The 19,156-nt window shown below is 72.4% G+C and carries 15 protein-coding genes; all 15 read right to left on the bottom strand.

The annotated features are described in order from the left end of the window. From ACGF5O_RS29880 to asnB, 15 genes are read right to left on the bottom strand one after another with little or no spacing between them, the layout of a single operon-like run. On the bottom strand, window positions 1-552 hold the full coding sequence (locus ACGF5O_RS29880; RefSeq protein WP_393812975.1) for a dTDP-4-dehydrorhamnose 3,5-epimerase family protein: 552 nt from the start codon (window positions 550-552) through the stop codon (window positions 1-3). Next, window positions 549-1,775: a polysaccharide pyruvyl transferase family protein gene (locus tag ACGF5O_RS29875; protein WP_393812974.1), complete on the bottom strand. Its 1,227-nt coding sequence runs from the start codon at window positions 1,773-1,775 to the stop codon at window positions 549-551. Before ACGF5O_RS29875 ends, ACGF5O_RS29880 begins: the two co-directional genes overlap by 4 nt. Beyond that, entirely contained in the window at window positions 1,772-2,719 is a 948-nt protein-coding gene (locus ACGF5O_RS29870) for a glycosyltransferase family 2 protein (protein ID WP_393812973.1), read from the bottom strand. Before ACGF5O_RS29870 ends, ACGF5O_RS29875 begins: the two co-directional genes overlap by 4 nt. Continuing rightward, entirely contained in the window at window positions 2,716-4,014 is a 1,299-nt protein-coding gene (locus ACGF5O_RS29865) for a hypothetical protein (protein WP_393812972.1), read from the bottom strand. Before ACGF5O_RS29865 ends, ACGF5O_RS29870 begins: the two co-directional genes overlap by 4 nt. Continuing rightward, window positions 4,011-5,294, bottom strand: coding sequence for a DUF4910 domain-containing protein (locus ACGF5O_RS29860; protein ID WP_393812971.1), 1,284 nt, complete (start codon window positions 5,292-5,294; stop codon window positions 4,011-4,013). The genes ACGF5O_RS29865 and ACGF5O_RS29860 overlap by 4 nt, the downstream gene beginning before the upstream one ends. Next, entirely contained in the window at window positions 5,282-6,307 is a 1,026-nt protein-coding gene (locus ACGF5O_RS29855; protein WP_393812970.1) for an NAD-dependent epimerase/dehydratase family protein, read from the bottom strand. The genes ACGF5O_RS29860 and ACGF5O_RS29855 overlap by 13 nt, the downstream gene beginning before the upstream one ends. Before the next feature lie 6 nt (window positions 6,308-6,313). Continuing rightward, entirely contained in the window at window positions 6,314-6,961 is a 648-nt protein-coding gene (locus ACGF5O_RS29850) for a PIG-L deacetylase family protein (protein ID WP_393812969.1), read from the bottom strand. Beyond that, entirely contained in the window at window positions 6,958-7,752 is a 795-nt protein-coding gene (locus ACGF5O_RS29845) for a sugar phosphate nucleotidyltransferase (RefSeq protein ID WP_393812968.1), read from the bottom strand. Before ACGF5O_RS29845 ends, ACGF5O_RS29850 begins: the two co-directional genes overlap by 4 nt. Then, complete coding sequence (locus ACGF5O_RS29840; RefSeq protein ID WP_393812967.1) at window positions 7,749-8,996, bottom strand: class I SAM-dependent methyltransferase; 1,248 nt, start codon at window positions 8,994-8,996, stop codon at window positions 7,749-7,751. The genes ACGF5O_RS29845 and ACGF5O_RS29840 overlap by 4 nt, the downstream gene beginning before the upstream one ends. Then, entirely contained in the window at window positions 8,993-10,234 is a 1,242-nt protein-coding gene (locus ACGF5O_RS29835; RefSeq protein WP_393812966.1) for a glycosyltransferase, read from the bottom strand. The genes ACGF5O_RS29840 and ACGF5O_RS29835 overlap by 4 nt, the downstream gene beginning before the upstream one ends. Window positions 10,235-10,236: 2 nt before the next feature. Next, window positions 10,237-11,502 (bottom strand): O-antigen ligase domain-containing protein, encoded by a 1,266-nt coding sequence (locus ACGF5O_RS29830; RefSeq protein ID WP_393812965.1) that lies wholly within the window; start codon window positions 11,500-11,502, stop codon window positions 10,237-10,239. Between the two features lies 1 nt (window position 11,503). After that, window positions 11,504-13,045, bottom strand: coding sequence for a right-handed parallel beta-helix repeat-containing protein (locus ACGF5O_RS29825; RefSeq protein WP_393812964.1), 1,542 nt, complete (start codon window positions 13,043-13,045; stop codon window positions 11,504-11,506). Window positions 13,046-13,052: 7 nt separating this feature from the next. Continuing rightward, the gene (locus tag ACGF5O_RS29820) at window positions 13,053-15,002 is read right to left on the bottom strand and encodes an alginate lyase family protein (RefSeq protein WP_393812963.1); all 1,950 of its coding nucleotides are present in this window, start codon (window positions 15,000-15,002) and stop codon (window positions 13,053-13,055) included. Beyond that, window positions 14,999-17,203 carry a bi-domain-containing oxidoreductase gene (locus ACGF5O_RS29815; RefSeq protein ID WP_393812962.1) on the bottom strand — a complete coding sequence of 735 codons (2,205 nt, stop codon included), beginning with the start codon at window positions 17,201-17,203 and terminating at the stop codon, window positions 14,999-15,001. Before ACGF5O_RS29815 ends, ACGF5O_RS29820 begins: the two co-directional genes overlap by 4 nt. 16 nt (window positions 17,204-17,219) lie before the next feature. Then, window positions 17,220-19,154 carry an asparagine synthase (glutamine-hydrolyzing) gene (gene asnB, locus ACGF5O_RS29810; protein ID WP_393812961.1) on the bottom strand — a complete coding sequence of 645 codons (1,935 nt, stop codon included), beginning with the start codon at window positions 19,152-19,154 and terminating at the stop codon, window positions 17,220-17,222. Window positions 19,155-19,156: the final 2 nt, after the last annotated feature.

The raw sequence follows: 19,156 nt of genomic DNA, 5'->3' as shown, positions 1-19,156 counted from the left end.
TCATCTTTCTTGGTGCTTCAGGACCTCGGCAAGGCTCGGCGCCTCCCGGTCCCGCTGGGACATCGACGTGACCGGCAGTGGCCAGGGAATGGCGAGTTCCGGGTCGTCGAAGGCGATCGTCACGTCCTCGGACGGATCGTGCTGACGGTCAATACGGTAAGAGGTGTCTGTGATTTCGGTAAGAGCCTGGAAGCCGTGCGCGCAACCCGCCGGGATGTACACGGTCTTCTGCGTCTCGCCGGACAGCTCGAAGAAGGCCCGGCCCAGGTAGGTCGGCGAGTCCGGCCGCAGGTCCACGACGACGTCGAAGATCTGCCCGTACGAGCACCGCACCAGCTTGGCCTCGCCGGCCCCGGAGCGCAGGTGCAGGCCGCGCAGCACGCCGCGGACCGAGCGGGACACGCTGTCCTGGACGAAGGCGTGCGGGTCGAGGCCCACCGAGCGGACCACGTCGGCGTCGAAGGTGCGGCAGAAGAAGCCGCGTTCGTCGGCATGGGGCGTCGGCTCGAACAGGAACGCGCCGGCGATCTCCGGGACTTCGGTCGCTTTCATGAAGCCTTCCGTGGGGCGGGGGCATGCGCCGGGAACAGGGTCGTGGTCAAGTCGGTGAACTGTTCGGCGAGTTGCTCCGCGGCGATCCGGTTCCGCTCGGCGAGGGTCCGCCGCAGGTCCGCCGCGTGCTTCTCCAGGTCCCGGAACTGTTCGAGGAGCCGGTCGGCGTCGACCTCGCGGGCCGGGTGGCAGTACGCGCCCAGGCCCATCCGGTCCATGAGCGCGTCGCTCTTCGCCGCGTAGCAGAGGGCGAGCACGGGGGTTCCGGTCTTCAGCGCGCAGATCAGGTTGTGGTAGCGGACGGCCACCACGGTGTCGGCGGCCGTCATCTCGTTCATCAGGTCGGCCAGTGAGGCCGGTTCGGCCGCGGTGACCAGCGGTGAGTCGACCGCGTCGAGGATGGCGGCGACCACCGACAGGTCGCACTGGTCGCCGGTGAGGAGCCGCACGGGCCTGCCCTCCTCGACCAGCGTGCGGACGAACCGGATCGTCCCGTCGAGGTAGCGCCGGTAGATCTCGTCGGCCCGGGCGCGGTCGTCGTTGCCGCCGTGGAAGTCCATGACACCGAGACAGACCGGGCCCGGCGTCTCCGTGGGCGCGCTCGCCGGTGGCGTCGGCAGGGAGAAGGCGAGGTCCGGGTAGACCTCGTCGCGGGTGGTGTCCACGCCCATCGCCCGCATCGCGTCCCGGGACTGGGCATCCCGGTACGACCGGTACGCGGCGAGCCGTGCGGACCGGCGCACCAGGGCCCGGGTGGGCCGGTTGCGGATCTCGGCGGCGCCGACGCTGACCAGCGCGACCCGGGTGCCGAGCAGCCTTCCGCTCGCGCAGAGCAGGAACAGGGAGTACGGGAAGCCCCAGGGCCGCAGCGGCAGGGTGGCCTCCAGGACGCCCATGCCCGGCACGATCACCACGTCGTGCCGGCGTACCCAGGCGGCGGTGCGGAAGACGTCGACGAGTTTGCCGAGGCCCTTCGCCGTGATCGAGCCCACGCGCGACGCGGTCCGGTACTCGGCGCGGTTCCAGTGCATGCGCGTGGCGGGGATCCCGAACCGGGCCGTGACCGCCTCGGGGCCGCCGCAGAACGCGTCCACGACCGCCTCGGGATGCTCGGCGCGGAGGTATCCGAGGACGGCCTGGAGCGATCCGTCGTTGCCGAGGTTGCCGGAGCCGAGCAGGCCGAACACCCCGACGCGTACGGGAGTCGCGTCCGCGGCCGTCATCGCCGCCGCCCCTCGCGGCCGGCGACGAGGGCGTCGACGGAGACCGTGAGCAGGGCCGGGTCGACCGGGGCCCGGTCCTCGACCCGCTCGCCGGCGCCCGGCCGGACCCTGCTGGTCATCCAGGCGGACAGGTGGCCGTAGCAGGCGCGCCGGTCGGCCGGGGACAGGGGCGCCCGCCGGATCGCCGAGGCGAAGCCCCAGACGTACTCGGCGAGCAGCCGGGGCGTCGGGTGCAGCAGGCCGGCCCGGCGCGGGTCCAGGTTGATGCACCGGGAGCGCTTGGACGGGTTCGCCCGCTCGGCCCGGGTCGGGTGGTCGCGGCGGAAGTACAGCATCTCGGGCACCTGGTGGAAGGGGCCGTGCAGGGTGATCTCGGCGACGAACGTGCGGTCGGCGTGGTGGTAGCTGTCCATCGGCTTCACCCGGCGCAGCACGTCGGCCCGGATCACCCCGTAGAAGTCGTCGCCGCCCGGCTCGAACAGCAGGCTGCGGAAGCGCTCCGGGGCGTGCGGGGAGCCGGTGGCGAGGGTGTACTCGTAGGGGACCGTCACCTGGCCGTCGCCGTCGATGACGGCCTGGTCGGTGTGGGCGAGGATCACGTCCGGCCGCTCGTCCAGCGCCTCCACGCAGCGCCGGAGCAGGTCGCGGCCGTAGAGGTCGTCGTGCGAGGCCCACTTGAAGAGTTCGCCGCGGGACTCGGCGAACACGTGGTTGTGGTTCGGGGTGGCGCCGATGTTCCGGGGCAGCCGGTGGTACCGGATGCGGGAGTCCTGCGCCGCGTACTTGCGGCAGATGTCCTCGGTCCCGTCGGTCGAGGCGTTGTCGGAGACGACCAGTTCGAAGTCCTCGTAGGTCTGGCCGAGGAGGGCGTCGAACGACTCGGCCAGGTACTCCTCGCCGTTGTACACGGGCAGGCCGATGCTCAGCCTGGGTCGGTCGGTCATGCGGTCCTCACTTCGGGGATGGGATTGCGGTGGCGCTCGCGCAGGGCGGACCGCAGTTGCAGCCACCAGACGGCCGAGCCGCTGAGGGTCGCGGCGGCGACGCCCCAGGCCGAGCCGGACGTGCCGGCGAGGGCCGCGCCGCCGAGCCCGCCGCCGACGTAGCAGGCGGAGGCGAACAGCTGGCAGCGCAGGCTGCGCCGGGCCGCGCCGAGCGCGCGCAGCCCGGCCGCCGCGCCGGTGCCGAGGCCCGCCCCCGCGACGCTGAGGGTGATCTGCACGACGAGGTGCGAGGAGGAGTGCCAGACGTCGCCGAGCGCCAGGTCGCCGAGCCGGTCCGGCATCAGCAGCAGCGCCGAGCCCCAGAGCAGCGCGCCGACGGCCTGTCCCCCGCCCAGCAGGAGGCAGAACCTGCCCAGTTGGTGCGGGGCCCGGCGCAGCACCCGTGCCGCCTCCGGGACGGTGACCAGCGAAAGCCCCATCAGCACCGCGAGGAACGGGCCCATCAGGAGCTCGGCGCCCCGCACCGCGCCCACCGCGCCGACCCCGACGATCACGCCGAGCCCGTACGCCCGCACCTGGCTGGCGCCGCTGAGGCTGACGTTCTCGACCAGGTACCGGTAGCCGAGATCCCGCTGTTCGCGCAGCCAGCCGCGGGCCTCGGTCAACCGGGGCCGGATGCCGGACTGGACGTAGCCGTAGCCCGCGGCCACCGTGGCGGACGCGCCCCAGGCGAACACGAAGGCGGCCACGGTGTCCACGTGGGCCGCCACCACCATGGCCGGGACGAGCGCGATGCCCCACACCACGTCGTTGACGAACGCCTTGCGCCCGTTGCCGGCGGCGAAGAAGGCGAACCGCCAGGCGTCCTGGAGCAGCAGCCCCGGCAGCATCACGGCGAGGGCGACGAAGGCGGGTCCCACCCGGCCGCCGAGGCCGAGTCCGGCCGCCAGGCACACCACGCCCAGGGCCGCGCCGACGCCGAGCGCGGTACCCGTCGAGCGGGCGACCGCCCCGCGCCAGGACGCGTCCGGCACCCCGCTGAAGCGCACCACGAGCGGGTCGGTGGCCAGGCCCCGGGAGACGTTGAGCACCACGCCGTAGGTCACCCAGGCCAGGCTGAACACGCCGAACGCGGTGACCCCGAGCGAGCGGGCCACGTAGAGGCCCACCGCGAAGTTGCTGATGCTGGAGGCCGCCTGGTCGGCGAGCCCCCAGGACAGCCGGCCGACCAGGGCCCGCTTGGCGGACCCGGCCGGTGCGGTCGTCTTCTCCCCCTGGGTGGTCATGGGCGTCATTCCTTGACCAGGTCGGCGCCGCGCAGGGCGTCGGCCGCGGCGACGACGGTGTCGAACGGCAGCCCGGACCGCTCGGCGACGTCCAGCAGACTGTGCTCGCCGTCGGAGAGGTTGAGCACCCAGAGCATGGCCATCTGGGCCTGCTTGGTGTCGCTGCGGCCACCGAGCGCGTCGTACAGCCCGCGCCGGCCCAGCTGCGGCTCGCCGTAGGGACTGAGGTTGACATACCGCCGGTTGCGGTCGAGGACGGCGAACGCCTCGCGGCAGACGGCGAGGGTGTCCGCCATCGCCGCCGGGGAGACGAAGTCCAGGTTGTCCGCGGAGGTGTGGTACTCGGGGTAGCCGGCGTACGGGGTCCGGGTGAGCGAGCCCACGCCCAGGTTGAACCCGGGCGAGCAGAACTGCCGTTCGTCGTAGCCGTACGGGGTGAACTCGGTGATGCGGTGCGGGCGTTCGGACGCGGTCAGCACGTGCTGGAGCACCCGGTCGATCTCCGCGTCACCGCGCCTGCTCTGTTTGTACGTCACCTGGCCCGGGTCCCCGGCGCAGGCCAGCACCAGGCCGTGCTTGACCCGGTCGACCCGCTCCGCGTTGCGGGCCAGCCAGGTGATCGCCCCGATGGTGCCGGGCGCGAACAGGAACCGGTAGGTGTAGTACGTCGGCTGCTCCGCGAGGGCCCGGGCCAGGTACGTCGCCACCGCGATGCCGGCCAGGTTGTCGTTGGCCAGCGACGGGTGGCAGACGTGGCAGGAGACGATGACCTCGTCGGCGACCTGTCCGGGGACCACGTACTCGGCGTAGGTGAGATGCCCGTCGGCGAGGGTCGAGTCGATGCGCACCTCGTAGTCGCCGTCCGGCAGCGCGTCCAGGGTCTCCTGGGCCAGGCAGAAACCCCAGTCCGGCTTGTAGTAGCTGGTGCGGTACGGCACCCAGGACGGCTGGTCCGGCAGCGTGTGCAAGTGCCCGCGCAGCTCGGCGAGGGGCATGGTCGCCGACACCGGGACGCTGTAGCCGAGTACGTGCAGGCTGGACGCGGCGAAGTCGACGACCCGCCGGCCGGCGGCGTCGGCGACGTACGCGTCCCGGATGTTCCACTCCTGCGGCACCGTCCAGTCGAGCACCTGCGTCCCGGTCGGCACCTCGTGCACCTGCAGCGGGATGTACTCGCCGACGATGTCCAGGGTGGCGCGCACACCGTCGCCGGTGATGCTCCGGCAGAGCGGGTACATCCGCTCCACCAGGGCGTACATCTCCTCGCTCACGTCGGTCACCCGCGCCACCTGAGGGTGTCGTCGACGGTGCCGGCGTCGGACGCCGCGCGCAGCACGGCGAGCCGGGTGAAGCGCTGCTCGAAGGCCTCCCGGGTCAGGTCGAACTTCCGGTAGGCGTCGGCGAGTTCGAGCGCGCCCCGCTTCACCGTCCACTCGCAGTCGAAGCCGGGGATCGCGGCGCGGAACCGGGAGAAGTCCACCCGGTAGGACCGCGGGTCGGCCCCGTTCTCCCCAGTGATCACCACCTTGGATCCGGTCACCGCCTCGGCCACCTGCTCGGCGATCTCGGCGACCGTGACGTTGTTGAACTCGCCGCCGATGTTGAACGCCCGGTCGTGGACGGCCTCGCGCGGCGCGGTCAGCGCGGCCGTGAAGGCCCGTGCGATGTCGGCCGCGTGCACCAGCGGACGCCAGGGCGTGCCGTCGGAGAGCACCAGCACCTCGCCGGAAAGGAGCGCGTGGCCCACCAGGTTGTTCAGCACGATGTCGGCGCGCAGCCGGGGCGAGTAGCCGAAGGCGGTGGCGTTGCGCATGAACACCGGGGTGAAGTCGTCGTCGGCCAGCGCGTGCAGGTCGTCCTCCACCCGAACCTTCGACTCCGCGTACGGGGTCACCGGGCGCAGCGGGGCGTCCTCGGCGACCAGCTCGTCGCCGCCGGCGGCGCCGTAGACCGAGCACGTCGACGCGTACAGGAACCGCCGCACCCCGGCGTCGCGGGCCAGCCGGGCGAGCCGGACGGACGCGTGGTGGTTGATGTCGTAGGTGAGTTCCGGGGCCAGCGAGCCGAGCGGGTCGTTGGAGAGCGCGGCCAGGTGGATCACGGCGTCCACCCCGGCCACGTGCTCGGCCGTGACGTCGCGCAGGTCGACCCGGTGCCCGGGCGGGTCGGCGGGCTGCGGGCCGAGGACGCAGTCGGCGAACAGGCCGGAGTCGAGGCCGACGACCTCGTGCCCGGCGGCCTTGAGGACCGGGGCCATCACGGTGCCCAGATAGCCCTGGTGTCCGGTCAGAAGTACGCGCAAGGTTGTTCAACCCCCCAGGTTGAGCGTGAGTTTGGTGACGGCGAACGCCTCGGCGTAGCGCGCGTGGCATTCGATACCGCGGATCCGGGCGAGGCCCAGGAAGGCCTCCCGGTCGTACCAGGGCCGGTGCCGCTGCGAGGGGTAGTGCTCCTGCAGCAGCCGCACCTTCTGTTCGGCGGTCTCCGTGGCCAGCGGCTGGTAGGCGGCCGGCCGGCCGAGGTCGCCGTCCCACTTGACGATCTCGTAGCCGAGCACGAGGTGGTCGCGGAACGCGGTGGTCATGAGCTTGGCCAGGCCGCGGTGGTCCTGGTGGGCGTCGTCGGTGCGCGGCGCGAGGATCAGGTCCGGGTCGGTCTGCGTGCGCAGTTCCTCGACGGCGGACTTGGCCTCCTCCCAGTGCGCGGGCAGCCGGCCGTCGGGCAGCTTGTGCACGGTCAGCCGCAGGTCGGCGCCCGGGCAGAAGGCGGCGAGCGCGGCCCGCTCCTCCTGCTCGCGCTCGCTGCCGCCGCCGGTGAGCACCAGCGCGTCGACCCGGACACCCGGCCACGCCTGACAGAGTGTCAGGAGTGTGCCGCCGGCGCCGATGGCGATGTCGTCGCAGTGCGCGCCCACCGCGACGATCCGGTCCAGGGGTCCGGCCCCGAGCCTGATCACGCTCGGGCCCCGGCGCTGTCCCGCTCCCACACGGCCCACGGGCGGTCGCCCCGGGTGTAGGCCTCGTCGAGCGCGGCCCGTTCCTTCACGGTGTCGGTCGGCTTCCAGAAGCCGCGGTGCTGGTGCGCCACCAGCCGCCCGCGCTTGGCCAGTTGGGCACATCCGTCGGCGACGAGGTCGCCGTTCTCCGGTATGTGGTCGAAGACCTCCTGGCGGAGCACGAAGTAGCCGCCGTTCTCCCACAGCGGCAGTTCGCTCACCGCGGTGATGCCGCCCACCAGGCCGTCCTCGCCCAGCTCCACGCAGTGGAACGACGACTGGGGCGGGACCACCATCATCGACGCCCCGGCGTCGCGCGCGGCGAACCGGTCGATCATCTCCGGCAGCGGGGCGTCGGTGAGCACGTCGGCGTAGTTGGCGAGGAACATCTCGTCGCCGTCCAGGTGGTGGCGGACCCGGCGCAGCCGCTCCCCGATGGGCGACTCGATGCCGGTCTGCGCGAACGTGATCGTCCAGTCGGCGATGTCGGTGGACAGCAGCTCGGTCTTCCCGCCCCGCAGGACGAAGTCGTTGGACGTCGTCTCCTCGTAGTTGAGGAAGAAGTCCTTGATGTGGTGGGCCCCGTAGCCGAGGCACAGAATGAACTCGGTGTGCCCGAAGTACGCGTAGTAGCGCATGACATGCCAGATCAGCGGTCTGGGGCCGACCATCGCCATCGGCTTGGGCACGTCGTCGGAGGTTCCGTTGCGCATCCGCATCCCGTAACCGCCGCAGAACAGGACGACCTTCATGCTGTGACCTCTTTCGCGGCCTCGACGATGCTCAGTTCCGGGATGGGAAAGACCAGCCGGCCGCCCCACTCGTGCACGAAGGCCAGCTGCTCGGACAGTTCGGCCCGCAGGTTCCAGGGAAGGACGAGGACGTAGTCCGGTCTGTCGGCGGCGATCCGCTCGGGCGCCAGGATCGGGATGCGGGTGCCCGGGGTGAACCTGCCGTGCTTGTACGGGTTGCGGTCGACGGTGTAGGCGAGCAGGTCGGGGCGGATGCCGCAGTGGTTGAGCAGGGTGTTGCCCTTGCCCGGGGCGCCGTAGCCGACGACCGTCTCGCCGCGCTCGGCCGCGTCGATGAGGAACCGCAGCAGGTCCCGGCGGACCTTGGCCACCCGGGCGGAGAACTCGGCGTACCCGGACAGCTCCTGGAGTCCGGCGGCCTTCTCCCGGTCCAGTACGTCGGCCACCCGCCGCGTCGGCTCGCCGGCCGCCTCGGCCGGGCGGGCCCAGAGCCGGATGGAGCCGCCGTGCGTGGGCAGCAGCTCGACGTCCACGAGGGTGAGTCCGCCGCTGGCCAGGGCCCGGATCGCGGAGGCGACCGTGTAGTACTGGAAGTGCTCGTGGTAGATCGTGTCGTACTGGTTCTCCTCGATCAGGGTCAGCAGGTGCTGCACCTCGATGGAGACCCAGCCGTCGTCGGCGACCAGGGCGCGCAGCCCCTGGGTGAAGCCGACCACGTCGGGGATGTGCGCGTACACGTTGTTGGCGACGACCAGGTCCGCCGGGCCGTGCTCCGCGCGGACGGCCGCGCCGGTCTCCGGGGAGAGGAACTCCGTGAGCGTGGGCACCCCCGCCTCCCGCGCCGCGCCGCCGACGTTCACCGACGGCTCGATGCCGAGGCAGCGGATCCCCCGGTCCACCACGTGCCTCAGCAGGTACCCGTCGTTGCTGGCCACCTCGACCACGAAGGCGTCGGGGCCGAGCGGAAGCCGCTCCGCGGCGCCGGCGACGAAGGTGCGCGCGTGCTCCACCCAGGACGTCGAGTAGGAGGAGAAGTACGCGTACTCCTTGAACGTCTCCTCCGGCGTGATCAGCGGAGGTATCTGCGCGAGCCAGCAGTCGGTGCAGACCCGCAGGTGCAGCGGGTACGCCGGCTCCGGCTCGTCCAGTCGGTCCGCGGCGAGAAAGCTCTCACACGGCGGCGTCGCCCCCAGGTCGACGACGCTCGCCAAGGCTTCCGAGCCGCAGAGTCGGCATCGTGTCATGTGCTGTCCCCATCCCCCCTGCCCGCGCGGGTGTCCCCGCCACGGGCCTGTGCCGACCGTCCCGCGATCGCGGTGCGGTACTCCTCCAGCAGGCGTTCCAGTCCGACGGCCGGGCTGAAGCCCTGCTCGTAGCGTCGGCGGGCCGCCCGGCCCATCTCCCGGTTGCGGTCCGGTCCGGACGCGATCCGGCGTATGCAGGACGCGAGCGAGCCCGCCTCGCCGGGCCGGTGCAGCAGCCCGGTGACGCCGTCGTCGACGAGTTCGACGAAGGCGCCGTGGCCGGCGGCGACGGTCGGTACCCCGGCCGCCATCGCCTCGACGACCACCAGCCCGAACGCCTCCAGCCACGTCGAGGGAGCCACCACGGCGACCGACCGCTCGACGGCCTTCCGGCACTCCGCCGTGTCCAGCAGGCCGACGTAGCGCACGTCGTCCCGGTCCGCCGCCCAGGCGGCCACCTCCGGCTCCAGCGGCCCGGTTCCGGCGATCACGAGCGGTACGCCCACCCCGCCGCCGGCCGCGATCTCGTCCCACGCGGCCATGAGCAGCCGTACGCCCTTGGCCTCCGCGAGCCGGCCGAGGTAGAGCAGGTGCTCTCCCCCGCCCTCCCGGCAACTTCCCGGATCCGGGACGAAGTTGTGCTTCACGGCCAGTCGCTCGGCCGGCATGCCGGAGCGCACCAGGACCTCGCGCTGGGCCGCGGAGATGCAGAGGAACCGCTCCACGCCGGACCACCACCGCCGCCGGTTGGCCGACAGGCTGACGGCGAGCGGCACCGTCGCGAGGCGGGAGCCCCGGTAGCAGCCGTGCCGGACGGCGGGCAGCGGCGCGGAGCCGACGCACTCGGTGCACGGCCGGCCGTCCCGCTGCAGGGTGCCGGGCGGGCAGACCTGGGTGTAGTTGTGCAGCGTGGCGACGGCGGGCACCCCGGCGTCCGCGCACGCGGCGAGGACCGCGGGCGACAGGAGCGGGAAGACGTTGTGGACGTGCACCACGTCCGGCCGCTCGGTGCGCAGCCGGTCGGCGAGTTCGGTGCGGACCGCCGGGTTCCACGGCACGAGGAGCGGCACCGCCACCTTGCCGAGGAGCGACCGGGCGGCGATGTCGTCGCTGCGCCGCTCGAACAGCCCGACCCGGTGGCCGGCCGCGCGCAGCAGCTCCACCTCCTGGTCGACGACCTTGTTCTCCCCGCTCGGCTGCGCCGAGCCGTAGCGGTTGTGCACCACGAGGACGTGCATGGTCAGGTCACCTCCGTTCCCTGGGGCGTCCGCCGGGGCAGTCCGGGCGTCGGGGCGGGTGCCGCCGCGGCGGGTGCCGCCAGCAGCGAGGCGGCCAGGGCCAGATGCAGCAGGTACGGCGAGGCGTCGCCGAGACCGGCCTCGGTGTACGAGGCGATAGCGCAGTAGCTGATCAGGAAGATCGCGCAGGCCCGCTGCAGCGACGGCGGCCTCAGCAACGCGACACCGCCCAGCACACAGATGATCACCGCGACGAGGGTGACACCGGCCAGGCCCTGCTCGTTGTAGACCGCCAGCCAGCTGTTGTCGATCGGCAGCCCGCCGAACGACTTGTCGCCCAGGCCCACGCCGAGGAACTTCTCCGAGGTCGTGCGGGGCGCGGCCAGGAGGGCGTCCCAGACCTTGGCCCGGCCGGTGAGGCTGGAGAAGTTCTCCTTGCTCTGTCCGCGCAGGAACCACGTCTGCAGGGCGCCGGCGAACCCGACCGCGGCCACCGCGGCGAACAGCACCGCCCAGGTGAAGAACCGGCGGGCGGCCGAGCTGGTCAGGACGAGCGAGCCGATCGCCAGCGCCAGCCCGAGCAGCAGGCCGAGCGTGGCCGTCCTGGTGTGGGTCAGCGCGAGCAGTACCAGGGACGGCACGATGACCATCGCGGCGCTCTTCCGGTCGGTCCTGCGGCCCAGCAGGAGCAGGGCGGTGAGCCCGATGATCACCGCCGCGTACTGCCCGATCTGCGGCGGGGTGAGCGGCCAGAGCGCGCCGACCAGCCGGCCGCCGTAGAGGTCGGGCAGGGCCGCGCCCGGTGAGACGACGAGGCCGACGGCGACCGACCCGAGGACCGCGAAGTAGGCCCGGATGTGGTAGCGGACGAACGTCAGGCTGCCGTCCCACCAGCGGCTGAGCAGCCACAGGGTGCCGACGAAGAGCGTCAGCCGGAAGCAGCGGAACAGCGCGCCGAACCCGGACTCCAGGTTGGCGCTGGAGATCACGCTCGTCACCAGCAGCAGGGTGAGCAGGAGCAGGTAGGCGCTGGGCCGGATGCGGAGCCGGACGTTGACCACGAGTGCCAGCGTGAACGCGGCGACCAGGGCGCCCATGGTGACCATCTGGATGAGGGAGCGGGGCAGCGGGACGATGGTCTTCGCCCCTGCGGAGCCGAGCGTGTTGAGGACCAGCAGTCCCCAGACGATCCCGACGGTCTTCGGGGTGCCGGCGCGGCTCGGCTGTTCGGCGCCGTGTTCTCCGGCCACCTCGACCTGTCTCTTCATCTCAGCCACCGGCCCCTGAGTCGAGGGTGCTGCCCGCGTCCTGGCCGTAGTCCGGGCCCTGCCACTCGTCGAAGTCGAGCACCCTGCTGGGGTCGTAGGCGACGAACTCCCACGGTCCGAGGTAGACGTTGTCGTGCCAGCGGTTGTCCTGCTTGTGGGTGATCGCCTCGGCCACCTTCTCGCCCTTGTACGGGGACCAGTCCGGATAGGTGCCGTAGTTGGACAGCACCGCCATGCGGTCGCACATCTCGGTGCACCGGACCACGGACTCGTCGAGCACGAACCGATTGTCGTGGATGTCCACCCGCTGGGTCTTCCACCGGCAGTCGGCGTAGAGCGGTGCCTTGTCGATCGCCGGCTTCGTGCAGCGGTGGGCGTTCTTCACCAGCAGCGTGCAGTCTCCGGACGAGGTGTTGGCCGGACTGTTGCAGAACCGGTCGGCGTTCTCCCACAGGGTGATCCCGGACCAGTTGTTCTCGAACACGTTCCGGTAGATCGCGATCTTGTCGGTGCGGGCCCGGACCCGTGGTTCGCCGCCGGACTCGGACAGGTAGATCGTCGCGTACGGGAAGTTGTCGCCGCGGTCGGCGTACCTGCGGCCGTCGACCCAGTTGTTCCGCCGGATCGTGTTGTTCCGGATGACCGCGTTGTAGCTGGTCTCGTAGATCAGCGCGGCCCCGTCGTTGGAGTCGAGCACGTTGTCCTCGATGAGGAAGTCGTTGTTGTCGGTGTCCGCCCAGAGCCCGGCGCCGCGGTTGTCGTGCACCCAGTTGCCGCGGATGTCCGCGCCATCGACGGCCCAGAACTTGATGCCGCCGGTGCAGCCGCAACCCTCCTGGCGCCGTTCCCAGTTGCCGGTGTTGTTGCCCGTGATCTCGTTGTCCTCGACCACCAGGCCGGTGATGCCGCCGCCGCCCTTGTAGGCGTTCATTCCGTACTGTCCGTTGTCGCGCAGGCAGCTGGCGCGGACCTGCTGGTGGGCACCGGCCATCAGCCCCGCACCGGAGTTGTCCTGGATCGTGGCGTGCTCGATCACCCACCCGTCGGCGGAGTCGTGGTTGACCACGCCCTCGTTCAGCGGGGCGACGAAGTGCTGCACGGTCAGGTAGCGGATGGTGACGTCGCCGGCGGTGCCCGCGAACGCGTACTGGTTCTTCTTCCCGCCGTCGAGGACCGCGCCGGGCGCACCGAGGTAGCGGTCCCCCTTCTTCGGGATGACCTGGGCATAGCGGTCCGGGGCGAGCCGGTGCCTGCCCGGCCGGAGCCAGAACGTGGTGTTGGCGGGGCTGTTCCTGGTCTTGGCCGCCAGGTCGCCGACGACCGCGGGGTCGACGGTGACCGCGCCCGCCGGTGCCTTCGCGGGACCGGGCGCGGGGTTGGCGCACACCCGGGCCACCGCGCGGGCCGCGGACGTGGACGTGGACGGTGCGGCGGTCGGCTCCGCCGCACCGCCGCCCGACGTGCTGTCGCAGCCGGTCGCCGTCAGCAGGGCCAGCGCCAGCGGTGCCGCCGCCAGCACCCAGTGCCGCCTCTTGATCACCACGTGCCCCCTAGCCGCCGAACCTGAGCACGGTGGTGAACCCGGCCGCGCCGTCGGCGGGGCTGGTGCCGGTGCCGATCAGCGTCGTGGTGGGTTCCTTGCGCCCGAAGCCCGCGGAGTACCAGCCCAGCGGCGGGTCGGTCTCGCCGCGGTGCGCCTGCCAGGACAGCTGCCCGGGCAGGTCGAGCACCGCAGAACGCCCCTCGCCGTCCCGGATCCAGGTGAGCACCGCCCGGTTCCCCACCAGGTCCGCGGCGATCTCCGGGCCGAGGTGGAACGCCAGCCGCACGGCCCGGCGCGGGCCGCGCACCTCGTCGACCAGCTTCAGCTCCTGGCTCGCGGCCGTGAGCTCCACCCGGCGGCGGTGCACGGACCCCTGGTACCCGTCGTGCTCGGCGCACCAGCGGGCCACGTCCGCACCGGACGGTTCCGCGGTCAGGACGCGGGTGCGGGCCTGCCGGGTCCACAGGAACGGGCCGCCGGAGACGGACTGGTCGGTGCCGTCCAGTTGCAGCGTGTTGTGGCCGAGGGTCGACCGGAAGTACTGCCGCCAGGCGGGCTGCCCGTGGTAGCAGAAGGTCCCCGGGTCGGCGAGCACGTCGACCCCGTCGTGCCGGACCTCCACGGACAGCGCGTCCGCGTGGGCGTGTGCGGCGATGGAGAGGAAGCCGTGCGGACCGCCGTCGCAGCGGCACCAGATCTCCTCCGGACCGCGCAGGATCGTCATGCCCGCGTCGGCGAGGTGCGCCGGCCGGACCGACGGGCGGGTCACGGACGGTCCGGTGGGCTTGACGAGCGCGGCCAGCAGCGGGGTGCGCACATCGGTGCCGGTCACCGCCGGCCACCAGTCGAGCCGGCCGAACACGGCCTCGCCGGTGGCCAGGAGCGAGGCCCAGCGGTCGGTGCCCGCGCCGTCCACGACCAGGCCGTGCCCGTCGTCGGCGTCGCCCTGGCGCGGCGGCCGCAGCCGGTTGTCCACGACGGCCGCGAGGGCGTCGGTCATCCGCAGCAGCACCAGCCGGACGGACGCCGGGACCGGCACGCCCGCGGCGTCCGCCTCGGCCACCGCGGCCAGGCCGAGTTCCAGTACGAGTCCGTGGTACTCGCTGGCCAGCTCGCGGTTGAGGCCGGAGACGAAGGTGTTGGCGCGCAGGTGCCGCTCCAGCGACCGCAGCGCGTCGGCCCGCCAGCGCCCCGAGGCGGGGAACCAGCCGAACGCGCAGGACGCCGCGAGCTGCCCGGCGGCCTCGGCGATGACGTGGTTGTTCGCCGAGGAGCCCCGGCTGGGGAAGGCGGCCAGCCAGCGCTGGTGGTGCCAGATCTGGTTCAGCGCCACCGGGTTCTCCTCGAACAGCCCGGCCGCGCCCGGCCAGTCGTCGAGCAGCCGGCGGATCCACACCCAGGACAGCAGCCGGATGCCCAGCTCGATGCCGCTGATCCAGTGCACGCCGCGCAGCGGCGGGTTGGCCGTCCACCACGACCGCAGGTGCTCGGCCACCCGCTCGGCGTACCGCTCGTTCCCGGTGACCGCGTAGGCGGCGGCGAGCACGGTGAGGTACTGGTGCCGGGACAGCTCCCAGATCTGCTTGATGTCCCCGACCGCGTCCTCGTCGCGGTACGGCACGTCGAAGGCGTAGCCCCACGGCGCCCGGCGCCCGGTCTTCGGGTCGCACCACCAGTCCGGGTCGGTGAGGTCGTCGCGGACCACCCCGAAGTACTCGACGTGCCCGTACATCAGCCGGTCCGCCTCGGCGGCGAGACGCTTCGCGGCGTCCGCCGGCACCGCGGCGAGCGTCCCGGCGGGCAGGACGGCGGTGAACCGGGCGCCGGTCACGCTCGGGCAGTCCGGCCGCGCGGACCGCCACCGCCGTCTGCGGACGGTGTCGCCCGCCCGGCCCGCGACCTCCCGCGGGCCCATCCGGGAGAGGCGTCGCAGGTACCAGCCCGCGCTCATGCTCATCGGGCCCGCTCCAGCGTCACCGGCGTGCCGGAGGCCAGGGCGGTGCGCACGGCGAGGGTGGCCGCCGTGGTCGCGGCCAGCGACTCCAGCGGCACCGGCATCGGCCCGCCGGTCCGCACGGCCTTGACGAACGCGGCCAGTTCGGCGTTCTGGCCCTTGTCCCGGGCCTTGGGCAGCCGCGAACTGACCCACCGCTTGCGGTCGTGGACCGAGGCCCGGACGAAGTCGTCGAGCCGCAGCACCCTGCCGTCCGCGACCAGGTCGAGCGTCTCCTTGGGGAAGCCGGGCGCGCCGGTGGTGACGTAGCTGATGGTGGCGGTGGACCCGTCCGGGTAGCGCAGCACGATCTGCACGTCGTCGTTGCCGGCCGTGGCGACCGCGTAGACCGAGACCGGGTCGGCCTCCAGCAGCCAGCTCGCCGTGTCGATGAAGTGGCCGCCCTCGCCGGCGAACCGCGAGCCCTCGGTGCCCTGTTGGAGGTACCAGCTGCCGTGCTGCAGCCGGCCGGCGTTGACCAGGTAGCGCAGGCTCGCCGGGCCGGTCCGGGCGCCGAAGCGCTCCTTGGCCTCGGTCAGCAGCGGTGCGAAGCGGCGGTTGAAGCCCACCTGGAGCCGGTCGTTGCCGGACTCCTCCACCGCCGCGAGGACGCTTGCCAGTTCGTCCTCGGTGAGGGCCAGGGGCTTCTCCACGAACACCGCCTTGCCGGCCAGCAGCGCCCTGCGGGTCAGTTCGGCGTGCGAGCTGTGCCGGGTGACCACGAACACCGCGTCGATCGTCTTGTCGTCGAGCACGGCGTCGAGGTCGGTGGTCGCCTCGCCGAAGCCGAACTTCCGCTGGGCGTTGGCCGCGGAGAGCGCCGTCGTGGTGACGACGGTCGCCAGCTCGACGCCGTCGCGCGGGGTCAGGTGCGGCAGCAGCATCGACGTGGCGTAGTTCCCGGCGCCCACGAACGCGAGGCGCACCGAGGAGTTGACGGACCGGGCCGGGGCGGGCGCTCCCGCGCCGCGGCGCACCGCGGGCACGGCCACCGACGGGGCCGCCTCCGTCTCCCCGTCCGCCGTCCGCTCCTCCGCCGGCCGGTCGGGGTACCGGAACAGCACGGCCACGGCCTTCAGATCGCCGTCCTTGAGCCGCCGGTAGGTCTCGACCGCGTCCTCGAAGTCGGCGACGTGCGAGACCAGGGGCTCCACGTCGACGCGGCCGCGGGCGACCAGGTCGAGGAAGCAGGCGAGGTTGCGGCGTTCGGTCCAGCGCACGTAGCCGATCGGGTAGTCGCGTCCCTCCAGTTCGTACTCCGGGTCGTAGCGCCCGGGGCCGTAACTGCGGGAGAAGCGGACGTCGAGCTCCTTCTCGTAGTACGCGTTCCACGGCAGGTCCAGGCGGCACTTGCCGATGTCGACGACCCGGCCGCGGTCCCGGCAGAGCCGGGCGGCGAGCTCGACGGGCTGGTTGCTGCCGCCGCCGGCGGCCAGGTACACCTGGTCCACGCCGTGCCCGTCGGTGAGTTCGGCGACGGCGGTCTCCACGGTCGCGGACGCGGGGTCGCCGCAGGCCACCGCGCCCAGCCGGGCGGCGAGTTCGCAGCGCGCCGGGTCGGGGTCGGCGCCGACGACGCGGACTCCGGCGGCGGTCAGGAGCTGGACCACCAGCTGCCCGATCAGGCCGAGGCCGATGACCAGGGCCACCTCGCCGAGCTGCGGCTCGCCCTGGCGGACGCCCTGCATCGCGATGGACCCGACGGTGCCGAAGGCGGCGTGCCGGGGTGCGAGTCCGTCCGGTACCGGGGTGTAGAGGTTCTTCGGCACCCAGTTCAACTCGGCGTGCAGCGCGTGCTCGTTGCCGGCGCAGGCCACGAGGTCGCCGACCTTGACGTCGTCGATGCCGGCGCCGACCTGCTCGACCACACCGCACAGCGAGTAGCCCAGCGGCGTGTAGGAGTCCAGCTTGCCCATCACCTTGCGGTAGGTGGCGGGCAGCCCGTTGGTGGCCACGCTCTGCATGACCTTGGCGACCTGGTCCGGGCGGGAACGGGCCTTGCCCAGCATCGACATGCCGGCCTCGGACACCTTCATCAGCTCGGTGCCGGTGGAGATCAGCGAGTAGGCGCTGCGGACCAGCACCCCGCCCGGCTTGCACCCCGGCACCGGAACGTCGAGCACCGCCAGCTCGCCGCTCTTGTAGTTCTGTACGACCTGCTTCACCGAAGTCCCCTGATTCCTAAGCCGTCAACCGAGTGCTCTGGCCGGACCCGGAGGTCGCGTCGCGATACCAGTACTCGAGGGTCAGTACGTGCCACAGATGTTTGGAGAAGTCCCGCTGCCCGGCGGCGTCCTCGGCGACCATGCGCGCGAGGGCGTCCCGGCGCAGGAACCCGGACCGGACGAGTTCGCCGTCCTCGACCACCTCGCGCACCAGCGGTGCCAGGTCCCGGCTCATCCAGGCCCGCAGCGGGGCACTGAACAGGCCCTTGGGCCGGTACACGATCTCCCGGGGCAGGACCGAGGTGGCCGCCTCCTTGAGGACGGCCTTGCCCTGCCGTCCGACGATCTTGCGGTCACCGGGCACCGCGAACGCGGCCCTGACCACCTCGACGTCCACGTAGGGCACGCGTACCTCGGTGGAGGCGGCCATGCTGGAGCGGTCCGTGTACGTGAGGTTCAGGCCCGGCAGGAACATCCGGGCGTCGGTGAGGCACATGCGGTTGACGAAGTCGTCGAGGTCGTTGTCCGCGTAGACGTCCGCGTGCTCGGTCAGCACGTCGTCGACCGTGCCGGCCAGGTCCGGATCGAGCAGGGCGAGCAGCTCGTCCTGGTCGTACATGGTGTAGCTGCGCCGGAAGGCGGTCTCCTCCGGCAGGCCGGCGAAGGAGAGGAACCGCTTCGCGAAGCGCACCGACCGGTACCCGCGGCGGCTGGTGGCGACCGGCAGCCGGTCCACGGCCGCGGACACCCCGCGCCGCAGGGGCCGCGGGACCCGCTGGTAGCGCAGCGCGATCAGGTTGGCGAGGTGCTTGCGGTACCCGGCGAACAGTTCGTCCGCGCCCATCCCGGAGAGCATCACCTTGACCCCGGCCTCGCGTGCCGCCATGCAGATCAGGTACGTGTTGATCGCCGCCGGGTCGCCGATCGGCTCGTCCAGGTGGTACGTCATCCGCGGCAGCAGGTCGAGGACGTTCGGCGCGATCTCGATCTCGTGCAGGTCGACGCCGAACTGTTCGGCGACCTGCCGGGCGTAGCGCAGGTCGTCCGGCATCGCCTCGAACCGGGCGTCCTCGGCGCGGAACCCGATCGTGTAGGCGGAGATCCCCGGCTGGTGACGGGCCGCCAGCGCGGTCAGGTAGCTGGAGTCGAGGCCGCCGGAGAGGAAGGTCGCCACGGGCACGTCGGAGAGCAGGTGGCGCCGGGTCGACTCCTCGACGATCGCGGCGAGGTCGGGCAGCTCGCCGGCCAGGGCCCGCTGCCGGCCCTCGGCGGCTACCTCCTTCAGGTTCCAGAACCGGCCGCGCTCCACCCGGCCGTCGGGCCGGCACCGCAGCCAGCTCCCCGGCTCCAGCTTCTCCGCCTCGCGGAACGCGCACCGGGAGTCCGGCACCCAGTAGTAGAGCAGGGAGGCGACCAGCGCCGCGTCGTCCACCTCCAGCGAGCGGCCGGTCGCGACGGAGAGCGCCTTGAGCTCGGAGGCGAAGACCAGGCCGCCGCCGCGCCGGAGCAGGAACAGCGGCTTGATGCCGAGCTGGTCGCGGGCGAGCACCAGGTCGCCGGTGCGCTCGTCGAAGATCCCGAAGGCGAACATGCCGCGCAGCCGCGGGAGGCAGTCGGTGCCCCAGCGGCGCCAGGCCTCCAGGACCACCTCGGTATCGGAGGTGCCGCGGAAGCGCACCCCGGTGGCCTCCAGCTCGGCCCGGAGTTCGGGGGCGTTGTACAGCTCGCCGTTGTACGTCAGGACGAGGCCGTCCGTGGCCATCGGCTGGGCGCCGGTGTCGGACAGGTCGATGATGGCCAGCCTGCGGTGCCCGAGGTGCACTTCGCCGTCGCCGACGGGGTGGCTGTAGCGGCCCGACCCGTCCGGACCGCGGTGGGCGAGGGTGTCGGTGAGCCGGTCGGTCACGATCTTTCCGTCCGGCCACCGGTAGGTGCCTGCGATGCCGCACATGT

Source organism: Streptomyces sp. NPDC048291, assembly GCF_043201715.1.
In the GTDB taxonomy this organism is placed as follows: Bacteria; Actinomycetota; Actinomycetes; order Streptomycetales; family Streptomycetaceae; genus Streptomyces.
This window is presented reverse-complemented; position numbering and strand designations above follow the sequence as displayed.

Bases quoted from the DNA above. Each gene is read 5' to 3' on its own strand.
- ACGF5O_RS29870 (WP_393812973.1), bottom strand. From the start codon at position 2,719: ATGACCGACCGACCCAGGCTGAGCATCGGCCTGCCCGTGTACAACGGC.
- ACGF5O_RS29865 (WP_393812972.1), bottom strand. From the start codon at position 4,014: ATGACGCCCATGACCACCCAGGGGGAGAAGACGACCGCACCGGCCGGG.
- ACGF5O_RS29830 (WP_393812965.1), bottom strand. From the start codon at position 11,502: ATGAAGAGACAGGTCGAGGTGGCCGGAGAACACGGCGCCGAACAGCCG.
- asnB (WP_393812961.1), bottom strand. From the start codon at position 19,154: ATGTGCGGCATCGCAGGCACCTACCGGTGGCCGGACGGAAAGATCGTG.
- ACGF5O_RS29835 (WP_393812966.1), bottom strand. From the start codon at position 10,234: ATGCACGTCCTCGTGGTGCACAACCGCTACGGCTCGGCGCAGCCGAGC.
- ACGF5O_RS29880 (WP_393812975.1), bottom strand. From the start codon at position 552: ATGAAAGCGACCGAAGTCCCGGAGATCGCCGGCGCGTTCCTGTTCGAG.
- ACGF5O_RS29875 (WP_393812974.1), bottom strand. From the start codon at position 1,775: ATGACGGCCGCGGACGCGACTCCCGTACGCGTCGGGGTGTTCGGCCTG.
- ACGF5O_RS29840 (WP_393812967.1), bottom strand. From the start codon at position 8,996: ATGACACGATGCCGACTCTGCGGCTCGGAAGCCTTGGCGAGCGTCGTC.
- ACGF5O_RS29820 (WP_393812963.1), bottom strand. From the start codon at position 15,002: ATGAGCATGAGCGCGGGCTGGTACCTGCGACGCCTCTCCCGGATGGGC.
- ACGF5O_RS29845 (WP_393812968.1), bottom strand. From the start codon at position 7,752: ATGAAGGTCGTCCTGTTCTGCGGCGGTTACGGGATGCGGATGCGCAAC.